The organism is Mesorhizobium kamtschaticum, from assembly GCF_056174585.1.
Genome location: NZ_CM149691.1, coordinates 2,124,337 through 2,136,735, shown reverse-complemented (window position 1 = coordinate 2,136,735; position 12,399 = coordinate 2,124,337). Strand labels below are relative to the sequence as shown.

Here is a 12,399-nt window from a genome sequence, read left to right as displayed (position 1 = left end):
ATCAGCAACTGGTTCAACCATCTGGTCGAACCAGATCATGTCATCTTGCGCTTGGCGTCATCTCTCCACCGATCGCCGATTCCGCCATGGCCGCGCGCACCAGCGCACCAGCCGCCCATTGCGCAACCGACATCGTCCGGCGGCTGTCCAACCCCCAGATATCCTTGAGCACGATCAGCACCTCGACGCCGAAGATCAGCGACAGCGCCTGCGCCAGGCGCTTGAAATCGCGCGGCGGCAATCGGCCCTTGAGCGGCGCGATCGCTTGCTGCAGCAAATCGACGCGATGACCGCGCGTGAAGGCCGGCTCGCCGCCCAGCGTGCCGGCCTGGCGCCGCGCCCATTGATCGAGCGACAGCTTCAGCGCCGCCTTGAATGTTGCTTCAAAAGCCTCGATGCGCGGCATGGCCGTGTCGAACAATTCCGCGACCCGGCGTTCGGCATCGGGAGAGGTCGACTGCCAGGTCAGGATTGGCCCTAGCCCCTCGTCGACGACCGCCTGCACCAGAGCGGCCTGGCTCGGGAAATAGCGATAGGCGGTGGCGCGGGAAACTTCCGCCGCCTCCGCCACCTCGCTGACCGACGGCGTGACGCCCGCCTGCATCAGCCGCGTCGCCGTCTCCAGCATCAGCCGTTTCGTCCGCGCCCGAGGTCCGCGCTCGGCGGCCTCGCCGCTTCCCCGCTCGGTGTCGCCGCTTGCAGTGGATCGTTGACGTGAGACATCCATACCAATACGATACGCGCGTCTCAAAAATTTGCAATGACCTGGGGACCGCCCATGAAGCGCATTTACGTCGTGGGCACAGCGGACACCAAGGGCGAGGAACTCGCCTTCCTGGCCGATGCGATCGCCGCTACCGGCGCCGCCGTTTCCCGTGTCGACGTCGGCACGCGCGACGCAACCATTCCCATCGACATCACCGCGAAGGAAATTGCCGGCCATCACCCGAACGGCCACACGGCCGTGCTCGGCGGCGATGACCGTGGCGCCGCGGTTGCCGCCATGGGCGTTGCCTTCACCCGCTTCGTCCAATCACGAAACGACATCGCCGCCGTGATCGGCATTGGCGGCGGCGGTGGCACCTCGATCATCACATCGGCCATGCGCGCCCTGCCGCTCGGCCTGCCGAAGATCATGGTCTCGACGCTCGCCTCCGGCGACACCGCTCCTTATGTCGATGTCTCCGACATCATCATGATGCCGTCGGTGACCGACATGGCCGGGCTGAACTGTCTTTCGCGTGTCGTCCTGCACAATGCTGCCCAGGCGATAGCGGGCATGGCGGCCAGACCGGCGCCGCCGCCCGACGGCAAGCCGTCGATCGGCCTCACCATGTTCGGCGTCACCACGCCTTGCGTGACCGCCATCGCCGACCAGCTTCGCTCGACCTATGACTGCATGGTCTTCCATGCCACCGGCACTGGCGGCCGCAGCATGGAAAAACTGGCTGACAGCGGCCTGCTGTCCGGCGTCATCGACATCACCACGACCGAGGTCTGCGACCTCCTGTTCGGCGGCGTACTGCCGGCAACGGAGGATCGCTTCGGCGCGATCGCCCGCAGCAAACTGCCCTATGTCGGCTCGGTCGGCGCACTCGACATGGTGAATTTCTGGGCGCCATCGACCATTCCGGACCGCTATCGCGGCCGGCTGTTCTACGAGCACAATTCCAACGTCACGCTGATGCGAACGACAACACAGGAATGCCGGGCGATCGGCGAATGGATCGGCGCCAGGCTCGCCCTCTGCGAGGGGCCGGTGCATTTTCTCATTCCGGGAAAAAAGGCGTCTCCGCACTCGACATCGAGGGCGGCGCCTTCTTCGATCCGGAAGCCGACGCCGTCCTGTTCGAAGCCATCGAACGCACCATCAGGCCGAATGGCAGACGCCGCGTCACGCGCTTGCCGCTGCACATCAACGATCCCGAATTCGCCCAGGCGGCAACCGCCGCCTTCCTCGACATCGCCAGACAGTGAGACCAAGAAAATGCCCGCAATACCGCGCAAGGACATATTGAAGAAGTTCCGGGGAATGATCGATAAGGGCGTGCCGATCGTCGGCGGCGGCGCCGGCACCGGCCTGTCGGCCAAGGCCGAGGAGGCCGGCGGCATCGATCTGATCATCATCTACAATTCCGGCCGCTACCGCATGGCCGGCCGCGGCTCGGCCGCCGGCCTGCTCGCCTATGGCAATGCCAACGAGATCGTCAAGGAAATGGCCTATGAGGTGTTGCCGGTGGTCAGACACACGCCGGTGCTGGCCGGCGTCAACGGCACCGATCCCTTCGTCATCATGCCGCTGCTGCTTTCCGAACTGAAGACGATGGGCTTTTCCGGCGTGCAGAACTTTCCCACCATCGGCCTGTTCGACGGCACCATGCGGCAGAGTTTCGAGGAGACCGGCATGGGCTTCGGACTCGAAGTCGACATGATCGCCGAGGCGCACAAGCTCGATCTGCTCACCACCCCCTATGTCTTCAACCCCGACGAAGCCCGCGCCATGACCAAGGCCGGCGCCGACATCGTTGTCGCCCATATGGGCGTGACGACGGGCGGCTCCATCGGCGCCACGTCAGCCAAGTCGCTCGACGACTGCGTTGTCGAGATCGACGCCATCGCCAACGCCGCGCGATCGGTGCGCAAGGATGTCATCCTGCTCTGCCATGGCGGCCCGATCTCGATGCCGGACGACGCCCGCTACATTCTCGACCGCTGCAAAGGCCTGCATGGTTTCTATGGCGCAAGCTCGATGGAGCGGCTGCCGGCGGAAGCCGCGATTGCCAGGCAGACCGCCGATTTCAAGGCGGTGACGTTGCATGACCAGAAGAAAAAGAAGGGATGAGGAAATGACCGATAAGAGCAAGGTGTTTGTCTACCCGAAGGACGTCAGCGCCTTCGGCTTCGACTGGGGCAGACTGGCGCTGACGGTGGCGCCGGAAGTGAATGGCGCGACACGTTTTTCCGGCGGCGTTGTCGACCTGCCGTCGGGCAAGGGCCACACACGCCACAATCATCCGGGCGCGGAAGAAATCATCTTCGTCATCTCGGGCCACGGCGAACAGATGGTCGAGGACGAGAACGGCAATCCGGTGGTGGCGAAGGTCGGTCCCGGCTGCACCATCTACGTGCCGGAGAGCCGGTTTCACTCAACGCTGAATACGGGCGACGGGCCGATGCAGCTGTTTGTTGTTTACTCGCCCGCCGGACCGGAACTGGGATTGCGGGAGCTGCCGGACTTCAGGCTGATTCCTGCTGGGTATTGACTTTCCTCCCATCCCCTCAATTGCAGGGAGGCCCCTCATCCGGCCGCTTCGCGTCCACCTTCTCCCCGAGGGGAGAAGAGACTTGTGTCAACGCCGGCGCCCTCCTCTCCCCTCGGGGAGAGGTCGGATTGCCCCGAATTGCTCTTCGCAATTCGGATGGCAATCCGGGTGAGGGGGCAGCGCCCTTCGATATCAGCTAGGCAGTACCACCCCTGTTCCACCCCCTGCCCCGATCACCAAACATCACGTAGGCAGTCTCCGTCACCGCCAGCGTATCCTCCAGCTTGATGAACCCTCGCGTCGGATGGAGCATCGTCGTCTCCACCGACAGCACCATGTTCTTTTCCAGCGGTTTCGCCGCATAGGTGCCTTCATAGGTCACCGGATGGTTGGTCATCAGGAACGGCGCCTCATGCGTGATCAGCCCCATGCCGTGGGCGAAGAAATCCGTATAGGGCGCCACCTTTGATTTCTTCAGGACACCCTCAGCGTGCGAAATCATGTCGCCGCCCAGCGTGCCCGCTTTGACCTTTGAGAATGCCGCCTGCTGCACCGTTTCCACCTCGGCAAGCAAATCCTCGAGCTCGGCATCCGGTTCGCCCAGAATGCCCATCCGGCAGAGGTCGCCGATATAGCCGTGGTAATTGCCGCCGGAATCGATCGACAGCACCTCGCCCTTCTTCCACGCCTGCGGTGAAGCGGCGCGGTTGTGGCTAGAGCCCAGGGTCAGTAGGCAATATTCGAAATGCGCGCCGCGATTGGTCTCCTCGCGCCTGATCTGCTCGATCATCTCGGCCTTGGTCGTGCCTTCGTGCGCCGAGGCGATGGTCGCCAGCATGGAATCGGTGATGAGTTCGGAGGCCGTGCGCAGCTTCTCCAGCTCCGCATCGGTCTTGATGGCGCGCATGCTCTCGAGCATCGCAGTCGCATCGATCAGCTTGGCGTCCGGCAATGCCTTGCGGATCAGCACATAGGCATCCGACGGCAGAAAGCCTGGCTCAATGCCGATGCGGGCGCCAGCCTTGCCGATCTTCTGCAGATGTTCGACGGCGAGGTTGGCGGCATCCAGCGTGCCCCAGCAGGCGGCGTGCAGCGTCGGCGTCCAGAACGGATGGTTCTGATGCTCGCCGCCCTCCATGCGATTGCCGATATAGGCCGCGTGATCCGGCCCGCCTTTTTCATAGACGACGATCGGCAGGTAGCGGCTGTGGCCGATCGCATCCATGGCGGCGAAGAAGATGAATTTGTAGCCGCCCAGCAGATATTGCGTGTTGTGCTTGGAGGTCGCCAGCAGCACATCGATGCCGACCTCCTCCATCAGCCGGTCGACCCTCGCCTCGTCGAACGGAATAGTGCTGACGGCACTTTTGCCCGGCGCAATGTTCATCTCTCTCTCCCTGAATTTGCCTGGGATCACTGGCCGTTCCGCGCCCGATCCGCTAGCCGTGGATCAAATCTGCACCATTTTGCCCACTCTGGTCTAGCCAGAAATCCACGAACAGCGCGACCGGGTGGTCACCAAGCCGTTATCCGTTGCCTTCCCGTCAAATCTGGTCCTACCAGATAGGCTGAATTGTGCTCGTCCTTCCAAACTGGTCCAGCGGACGAAAATTTCAAAGCCAAGCAAGGATGCGCCAATTCCGTCTCTGGCGAAACCCTCGGCAAGGCTCATAATCACCACCGCAAGAATGCCGATGCCGGCATTCGAGGGGTGTTGTCGCGCCCGACCGGGTCGCGGAGAGGACGGAGTTCAATCATGTCAGGTTTCACGATTTCGAGACGCAAAATGCTTGCCGGCTCGGCGATGCTGCTGGCCTCCACCGCCATGCCGACACTGGGCTGGGCGCAGACGCCGAAGAAGGGCGGCCGGCTTGTGCTTGCCGCCGATTCCGAACCACGCAACCTCAACCCGGCGATCGTCGCCTCCAACGGCGTCTTCTTCATCTCCAGCAAGATCGTCGAGACGCTGGCCGAAGCCTCCTTCGACGGCAAGGACGGGCTTGCGCCTCGATTGGCTCTGAGCTGGGAAGGCGCCGCCGACGGGCTCTCCGTGACGTTCAAGCTGCGCGACGGCGTCAAATGGCATGACGGCAAGCCGTTCACCTCGGCCGACGTCGCCTTCTCCGCGCTGCAGATCTGGAAGCCGCTGCAGAATCTCGGCCGCACCGTGTTCAAGGATCTGGCCAGCGTCGACACCCCTGATGATCTCACCGCCGTGTTCAAATTCGCCAAGCCGACGCCGTTCCAGCTGATCCGCAACGCGTTGCCGGCGCTGAGCAGCGTCGTGCCGAAGCACATCTACGAGGTCGGCAAGATCGAGGACAACCCGGCCAACAACGCGCCCATCGGCACCGGGCCGTTCAAGTTCGGCGAGTACAAGGCCGGCCAATATTACCGGCTGACGAAGAACACCGACTACTGGGGCAAGGACGAGCCTTACCTCGACGAGATCATCTATCAGGTCCTGCCCGACCGCACGTCGGCCGCGAGCGCATTGGAGGCCGAGGAAATCCAGCTCGCGGCTTTTTCCGCCGTGCCGCTGGCCGATCTCGACCGCATCTCCAAGGTGCCGGGCCTTAAGGTGATCTCCAAGGGTTATGAGGGGCTGACCTATCAGCTCGTCGTCGAGATCAACCATCGCCGCAAGGAACTGGCCGATGTGAAGGTGCGGCAGGCGATCGCGCATGCCATTGACAAGGACTTCGTCGTCAAGACGGTGTTCCTCGGCTATGCCGCCACCGCCACCGGCCCAGTGCCGAAGAACGATCCGCAATTCTACACCGCCGACGTGCCGACCTATGCCTTCGACGTCGCCAAGGCCAACGCGCTGCTCGACGAGGCCGGCTACAAGAAAGGCCCGGACGGCAAGCGCTTTACGCTGAAACTGCTGCCGGCGCCCTATTTCAACGAGACCAAGCAGTTCGGCGACTATCTGCGCCAGGCGCTCGCCGCCATAGGCATCGACGCAGAGCTGGTCAACAACGACTCGGCCGCGCACATCAAGGCCGTCTACACCGACCACGCCTTCGATCTCGCCGTCGGCCCGCCGGTGTTCCGCGGCGACCCGGCGATCTCGACCACCATCCTGGTGCAGAGCGGCATTCCCGACGGCGTGCCGTTCTCCAACCAGGGCGGCTACAAGAACGATGCGCTCGACGCGCTGATCGCCAAGGCCTCGGAAACGCTCGACACATCGGCCCGCACCGACCTCTACAAGGAGTTCCAGAAGGAAGTGGCCACCGACCTGCCGCTGATCAACGTCGCCGAATGGAGCTTCATCAGCGTCGCCCGCGATACGGTGGGCAACATCGCCAACAACCCGCGCTGGGCGGTGTCGAACTGGGCGGACACCTATCTGGAATCGTGACACATTCGCGCGGATGAAAGTTCGCGACAACATCGTAGGCGTTGAGTTCTACGAGGCCCCCCTCTGTCCTACCGGACATCTCCCCCTCAAGGGGGGAGATCAGCGGCTTGTCTGTCCCGCGAATTCCTCAACGTTGGAGATTGGCGAAGCCAAAAATGACAGCCAATCTCCCCCCTTGAGGGGGAGATGTCCGGCAGGACAGAGGGGGGTGCCTCGGCGCGACATTTCTCTTAGACGGCTCAGTGCCATGCCTTCGACGCCCCCATGACCCGCGCCCTCACCCTCATCCGCCGTCGCCTCGTCGGCAGCGTCTTCATTCTGCTGATCGTCGTCATCGGCACCTTCCTGCTGCTCGAAGCCGCACCCGGTGACGCCGTCGACGCCTACATCGTCTCGACCGGCGGCGATGCCGGCATGATCGAATTGCTGCGCCATCGCTGGGGCCTCGACCAGTCGGAGCTGACGCGGCTGGCCAACTATCTCTGGGCGCTGCTGCATCTCGATCTCGGCCAGTCGGTGACCTTCTCCAGGCCGATCCGTGACGTGATCCTCGAGCGGCTGCCCAACACGCTGCTCCTGATGGTCAGCGCCACCGCGCTGTCCTTCGGGCTCGGCTCAGCACTCGGCATCTATGCCGGCGCCAAGCCCGGAAGTTTCCGCGATCGCTTCCTGTCGATCGGCTCGCTGGCGCTTTATGCCGTGCCGGGTTTCTGGCTCGGCCTGGTGCTGATCGTCGTCTTCGCCGTAGACCTGCGTTGGCTGCCGATCGGCGGTATCGAGACGCTGGCCTCGGACAAGACCGGCCTCGACCGCGCCGCCGACATCGCCATCCATTTGGTCTTGCCGGTGTCCGCCCTCGGCTTCATCTACCTCGCGCTCTATTTGCGCATGATGCGCGCCGGCATGGCTGAAGTCTGGCGCCAGGATTTTGTGCTCGCCACCCGCGCCAGGGGGCTTTCGCGCCGCCGCATCGTGCTCGCCCATGTCGCCCGCAACGCACTGCTGCCGCTGGTCACCATGCTCGGCCTGCAATCGGCGCAAATGCTTGGCGGCAGCGTCGTCATCGAGAGTGTCTTTTCCGTGCCAGGCCTTGGCCGGCTGGCGCAGGAAGCGGTGGCTTCACGCGACACGCCGCTGCTGCTGGGCATCATCCTCGTCAGCGCTGTCCTGGTCATCGTCATCAACCTGCTTGTCGACATCGCCTATGCCTTCCTCGATCCGCGTGTTGGCGCCAGCGAGGCCGGCGCATGAACCCGGTTCGCCGTTTTCTGCGCACGCCCGAGGCCGTCGCCGGCGCCATTCTTCTGGCCGCGCTGATCGCGATGGCGCTGTCAGCCTCGCTGCTGTTTCCCGGCGACCCACAAGCCATCGCCGGGCCAGCGCTGCTGCCACCGTTGCAAAACTGGTCGCTGCCGCTCGGCACCGACAGGCTCGGCCGCGACGTGCTGGCCGAACTGTTCCACGGCGCTCGTACCTCCCTGGCTGTCGGCCTAGCGGCAGCAGCGGCGGCGCTCGCCATTGGCTCGGTGGTCGGCACGCTGGCTGGCTTTGCCGGCGGCCTCGTCGACGAGGTGCTGATGCGCATCACCGATGCCTTCCAGACGGTGCCGAGCTTCCTGCTGGCGCTGGCCTTCGTCAGCGTCGTCGGCCCGTCGCTCAGCGTCGTCGTTGCGGCAATAGCGCTCGGCACCTGGACCGGGCCGGCGCGAATTGCCCGTGCAGAAGTGCTCTCCATTCGCGAACGCGACTATGTCGCCAGTGCGCGTGCCATCGGCATGCATCCGCTCGAAATCGCCTTTCGCGAGGTGCTGCCCAACGCCTTGCCGCCGGTGCTGGCAATGTCGTCGGTGATCGTCGCCGCCGCGATCCTCACCGAGGCGGCGCTGTCCTTCCTCGGCCTCGGCGACCCCAACCGGGTCACCTGGGGCGGGATGATCGCCGAAGGCCGCACTGTTTTGCGCACCGCACCCTTCCTGTCGATCGTCCCAGGCATAGCACTGGTGCTGACGGTACTGGGCGTCTATCTCGCCGGTGAAGGCATCGTCGAGACGACGGCGGTCAGGAGAGGCCTGTCGTGACCGTCCTGGCGTCGATCCGCGATCTGACGGTGACCTACCGCCGCAACGGTGGTGAGGTGGCGGCGTTGAGGAATATCGGCCTCGATATCATGGCTGGCGAGCGTCTGGCCATCATCGGCGAAAGCGGCTCCGGCAAAAGCACGCTTGCGCTAGCGATTGCCGGGTTGTTGCCGGCTTCTGCCAAGGTTGGAGGTCGCATAGATTGGTCCAGGCGAACACAACCAACCTTGGGTGTCCAGGTGCCCCCCTCTGTCCTGCCGGACATCTCCCCCACAAGGGGGGAGATCAGCAGCTCCGTCGCCGGCTCTCCCTCTGCAGCGTTGGAGATTGGCGAAAGCGGTGGCGACAGCGCAATCTCCCCCCAAGTGGGGGAGATGTCCGGCAGGACAGAGGGGGGCGCCGTAGAGCGCCAACTTCGTCATCTTCGCGGTGGAGTGCCCCTCGGCGGCCGCGACATCGGCTTCGTCTTCCAGGATCCCTCCGCCAGCCTCGATCCGGTCATGACCGTCGGCAAACAAATCGCCGAAGTCGCCCGCACCCATCTCGGCCTCACCTGGTCCCAGGCATACGCGAAGGCCAAAACCCTGCTCGAACGCGTCCGACTGCCCGATCCAGACTCGGCCCTGCGCGCCTTCCCGCATCAGCTCTCCGGCGGCCAGAAGCAGCGCGTGGCGATCGCCGCGGCAATCGCGGCAGGTCCGAAACTGCTGATCGCCGACGAGGCGACCAGCGCGCTCGACACCATCGTGCAGGCCGAGATCGTCGCCTTGATCCGACAGCTGGTGGCCGAGGACGGCATGACGCTGCTGTTCATCAGTCACGACATCGCGCTGGCAGCCGAACTTGCCGAGCGCATCGCCGTCCTCCGCCATGGTCAATTGGTCGAGCTTGGCACCACGGCGCAGATTGCCGACGCTCCAACGCAAGCCTACACCCGCACCCTGCTGGACGCCCATATCGGCCTCGACGCCGCACCCTTGCTGAACCGGGCCGGGCTGCACGCATGAGCCTGCTCGCAGTGTCCAACCTCGCCAAGCGCTACCGTCGCGGCGGTGACACCGTCATCGCCGTCGACGATGTCTCTTTCATATCGAGCCCGGCGAAACACTGGCGCTGGCCGGCCCCTCCGGCAGCGGCAAGTCGACGATCGCCCGGCTGGTGCTGCGCCTGATCGAGCCGGACGCCGGCACCATTGAATTCGAGGGCAATGATTTCCTGGCCTTGGGTGGCGCGGCCTTGCGCGCGCGTCGAGCTCGCCTTCAGATGGTATTCCAGGATCCGCTTGCCGCCTTCAACCCGCGCGCCACGGTGGCACGTGTGCTCGACGATCCCTTGCGCATCCATGGCATCGCCTCCCGCGCCGAACGCCCGCGCCGCATTGCTGCCTTGCTCGAGCGCGTCGGGCTGACGACCGATCTGGCACCCCGCACCATCCATGAAATCTCCGGCGGCCAGCGGCAGCGCGTCGCCATCGCCCGCGCCCTCGCCACGAAACCATCGCTGATCGTGCTCGACGAGGCCGTGTCGGCACTCGACGTCTCGGTGCGCGGCCAAATCCTCGACCTGTTGCTCGACCTGCAACGCCAGGAACGGATCGCCTATCTCTTCATTTCGCATGATCTCGGCGTGGTGCGTGCCGTCGCCCACCGCGTCATCCTTCTCGACGCCGGGCGGATTGCCGAGAGCGGCGATGCGCGTGCTGTCATCGACGCACCGCAATCGGCCATCGGCAAGGCGCTGGTGGCGGCGGCACCAAGGCTCAAAAGAACCACACAGGACGCCTCATGACCGACCCCGCAGCCAGAGCCGAGAAGCTGTCGCGTGAACTCGATTCCGCCTTCCGCAACCGCGCCGATCTCTACCGTCTGTTCCTCGACGAACTGACCGGGGAGCTGGGTGCTGAAAAGGCCGAGGCGATCATGATCCGCGCCATCGAGCAGCGCGGCAAGGAAGTGGCGGCAGCCGCCTTCGCCAGCTTCAGCGCCAACGATGCGCGCGCCATCGGTGAGGCCTTCCTGGCGGTCAGCCCGGACGGCGGCCTGATGTATCCGACCGACGTCGAGCGCGGCAATGACCGCATCGCCTTCAAGGTCAAGCGCTGCCCGCTGAAGGACGCCTGGGTCGAGGCCGGGCTCAGTGACGAAAAGCTCGCCACGCTCTGCCGCATCGCCGGCGCCTTCGACCGCGGCCTGTTCGAGGCGACCGGCGTGCGTTTCGACAATGTCACCTGGACCCCGGGCCACGGTTCCGGCTGCTGCCACATCGCGCTGACGAATCGTGACGCACGCTAGGCATTGACGATCTAAGGTGTGTCGAGATTCAGGTCAGGCCGAGTCGAAAACGATGGCTTCCGAGAACCGGAGCGGAGCGTACTTTTCGTACGTGTTGGGTGGACGGCCCCCGACGGCATCGCGATGTGCCAGATTGAGGTCGTTGCAGATCTCAAACCAGGGAGACCGTCCGTGGATAAACTTATTCGCATTGGCATGGATACGTCAAAGAGCGTTTTCCAGTTGCATGGCGTGAATGAAGCTGAACAGCCGGTGTTGCGCAAGAAGCTGCGGCGCAATCAGGTGCTTGCCTTCTTTGCCGAGCTTTCGGGACTGAAAATTGGCATGGAGGCCTGTGGCGCGGCGCACTACTGGGCGCGGGAATTGCGCGCGCTGGGCCATGAAGTGGTGTTGCTGCCGCCGCAGTACGTGAAGCCCTATGTGAAGCGCTCCAAGTCGGATGCGGCGGACGCCGGGGCGATCTGTGAGGCGATGAGCCGGCCAGAGATGCGTTTTGTTCCGATCAAGAGCGCCGACCAGTTGGGATCGCAAATGCTGGCGAAACTGCGCGCGCGGTTCATCGGCCGGCGCACGCAGCTCGCCAATTCGATCCGAGGCTTTGCGGCGGAGTTCGGTCTTGTCGCGCCCAAGGGGCTTTCCCGCCTCGGCGATCTGCTGGCTGACATTCGCGCTGATGTGACGATCCCGGACACGGCCAGGGACATGTTCGAGACGCTGGCGCGCGATTATGCGCATATCAGCGCCGAGGTCGCCACGCTCGATGAGAAGCTGCTTGCGCTTCACAGACAGAGCGAAGTGAGCCAGCGGTTGGCCGCCATACCGGCGGTTGGTCCCGTCGGAGCGACGCTGCTGGCCATCAAGGTTACGGATGCGCATGGCTTCAGATCGGGACGGGACTTTGCCGCCTGGCTCGGACTGACGCCGAAGAACCATTCAACAGCAGGTAGAAACAGGCTCGGCGTAATTACCCGCGCCGGCGACGAGATGCTGCGAAGTGTGCTGGTGGCGGGCGCGACCGCTCTCATCCAGCACATGCGGCGTGGCAGCAAACGGGTCTGGCCCTGGTTACGGGCCTTGATTGCGCGCAAAGCTCCCAAGCTGGCAGCGGTGGCGCTGGCCAACAAGCTCGCTCGGATCGCCTGGAGGTTGATGGTCAGCGGCGAGCATTATCGCCCTATCAGCGCCATCTATCCGACCTCGGTGCAGCCGTAAGAGATCAGAGTTCGGCGTCGAGTTCACGTTCGACGTCGAGGCCGGAACTTGCAAGCAGAGGAGAAGATGGTGTGACCGGTCGAACCGGGACAAGCGAGGCATTCCGAGGTGCTCACCGGCAGCCAATGTCGTGTACGTGTTTGGAACTCGCTATCCGTGAAGCCCATCTTGGCCAGCGCTCACAAATC

The 12,399-nt window shown here is 64.1% G+C and carries 10 protein-coding genes and 2 pseudogenes; 10 read left to right on the top strand and 2 right to left on the bottom strand.

Annotated elements, in window-relative coordinates; translation table 11 throughout:
- Window positions 1-40: 40 nt before the first annotated feature.
- Window positions 41-727 carry a TetR/AcrR family transcriptional regulator gene (locus AC0V7N_RS10520; protein WP_475457142.1) on the bottom strand — a complete coding sequence of 229 codons (687 nt, stop codon included), beginning with the start codon at window positions 725-727 and terminating at the stop codon, window positions 41-43.
- A gap of 51 nt (window positions 728-778) precedes the next feature.
- Here AC0V7N_RS10520 and AC0V7N_RS10515 point away from each other — a divergent pair.
- From AC0V7N_RS10515 to AC0V7N_RS10505, 3 genes and pseudogenes are all read left to right on the top strand, one after another.
- Window positions 779-1,977 (top strand): annotated as a pseudogene (locus tag AC0V7N_RS10515) (Tm-1-like ATP-binding domain-containing protein).
- Between the two features lie 10 nt (window positions 1,978-1,987).
- Entirely contained in the window at window positions 1,988-2,842 is an 855-nt protein-coding gene (locus AC0V7N_RS10510) for a phosphoenolpyruvate hydrolase family protein (protein ID WP_475457138.1), read from the top strand.
- 4 nt (window positions 2,843-2,846) lie between these two features.
- Entirely contained in the window at window positions 2,847-3,263 is a 417-nt protein-coding gene (locus tag AC0V7N_RS10505; RefSeq protein ID WP_475457136.1) for a cupin domain-containing protein, read from the top strand.
- A 196-nt stretch (window positions 3,264-3,459) separates the two neighbouring features.
- Here the strand turns inward: AC0V7N_RS10505 and AC0V7N_RS10500 are convergent, their stop codons facing one another.
- Window positions 3,460-4,650: a M24 family metallopeptidase gene (locus tag AC0V7N_RS10500; RefSeq protein ID WP_475457134.1), complete on the bottom strand. Its 1,191-nt coding sequence runs from the start codon at window positions 4,648-4,650 to the stop codon at window positions 3,460-3,462.
- Window positions 4,651-5,019: 369 nt separating this feature from the next.
- On the opposite strand from AC0V7N_RS10500, the gene AC0V7N_RS10495 reads away from it, so the two are divergent.
- From AC0V7N_RS10495 to AC0V7N_RS10465, 7 genes and pseudogenes are all read left to right on the top strand, one after another.
- Entirely contained in the window at window positions 5,020-6,630 is a 1,611-nt protein-coding gene (locus AC0V7N_RS10495; RefSeq protein ID WP_475457132.1) for an ABC transporter substrate-binding protein, read from the top strand.
- A gap of 264 nt (window positions 6,631-6,894) precedes the next feature.
- Window positions 6,895-7,881 carry an ABC transporter permease subunit gene (locus tag AC0V7N_RS10490; RefSeq protein WP_496627824.1) on the top strand — a complete coding sequence of 329 codons (987 nt, stop codon included), beginning with the start codon at window positions 6,895-6,897 and terminating at the stop codon, window positions 7,879-7,881.
- Window positions 7,878-8,708, top strand: coding sequence for an ABC transporter permease (locus AC0V7N_RS10485; RefSeq protein ID WP_475457128.1), 831 nt, complete (start codon window positions 7,878-7,880; stop codon window positions 8,706-8,708). Before AC0V7N_RS10490 ends, AC0V7N_RS10485 begins: the two co-directional genes overlap by 4 nt.
- A complete protein-coding gene (locus tag AC0V7N_RS10480) occupies window positions 8,705-9,715 on the top strand; it encodes an ABC transporter ATP-binding protein (RefSeq protein WP_475457126.1) in 1,011 nt (336 codons plus the stop codon). The genes AC0V7N_RS10485 and AC0V7N_RS10480 overlap by 4 nt, the downstream gene beginning before the upstream one ends.
- Window positions 9,712-10,496: pseudogene (locus AC0V7N_RS10475) on the top strand (ABC transporter ATP-binding protein). The gene AC0V7N_RS10480 and the pseudogene AC0V7N_RS10475 overlap by 4 nt, the downstream one beginning before the upstream one ends.
- Entirely contained in the window at window positions 10,493-10,999 is a 507-nt protein-coding gene (locus AC0V7N_RS10470) for an L-2-amino-thiazoline-4-carboxylic acid hydrolase (protein WP_475457124.1), read from the top strand. The pseudogene AC0V7N_RS10475 and the gene AC0V7N_RS10470 overlap by 4 nt, the downstream one beginning before the upstream one ends.
- Window positions 11,000-11,170: 171 nt before the next feature.
- Window positions 11,171-12,211 (top strand): IS110 family RNA-guided transposase, encoded by a 1,041-nt coding sequence (locus tag AC0V7N_RS10465; RefSeq protein ID WP_475457122.1) that lies wholly within the window; start codon window positions 11,171-11,173, stop codon window positions 12,209-12,211.
- Window positions 12,212-12,399: the final 188 nt, after the last annotated feature.

Coding starts and splice junctions, on each gene's coding strand:
- AC0V7N_RS10520 (WP_475457142.1), bottom strand. CDS start 727: ATGGATGTCTCACGTCAACGATCCACTGCAAGCGGCGACACCGAGCGG.
- AC0V7N_RS10510 (WP_475457138.1), top strand. CDS start 1,988: ATGCCCGCAATACCGCGCAAGGACATATTGAAGAAGTTCCGGGGAATG.
- AC0V7N_RS10505 (WP_475457136.1), top strand. CDS start 2,847: ATGACCGATAAGAGCAAGGTGTTTGTCTACCCGAAGGACGTCAGCGCC.
- AC0V7N_RS10500 (WP_475457134.1), bottom strand. CDS start 4,650: ATGAACATTGCGCCGGGCAAAAGTGCCGTCAGCACTATTCCGTTCGAC.
- AC0V7N_RS10495 (WP_475457132.1), top strand. CDS start 5,020: ATGTCAGGTTTCACGATTTCGAGACGCAAAATGCTTGCCGGCTCGGCG.
- AC0V7N_RS10490 (WP_496627824.1), top strand. CDS start 6,895: ATGACCCGCGCCCTCACCCTCATCCGCCGTCGCCTCGTCGGCAGCGTC.
- AC0V7N_RS10485 (WP_475457128.1), top strand. CDS start 7,878: ATGAACCCGGTTCGCCGTTTTCTGCGCACGCCCGAGGCCGTCGCCGGC.
- AC0V7N_RS10470 (WP_475457124.1), top strand. CDS start 10,493: ATGACCGACCCCGCAGCCAGAGCCGAGAAGCTGTCGCGTGAACTCGAT.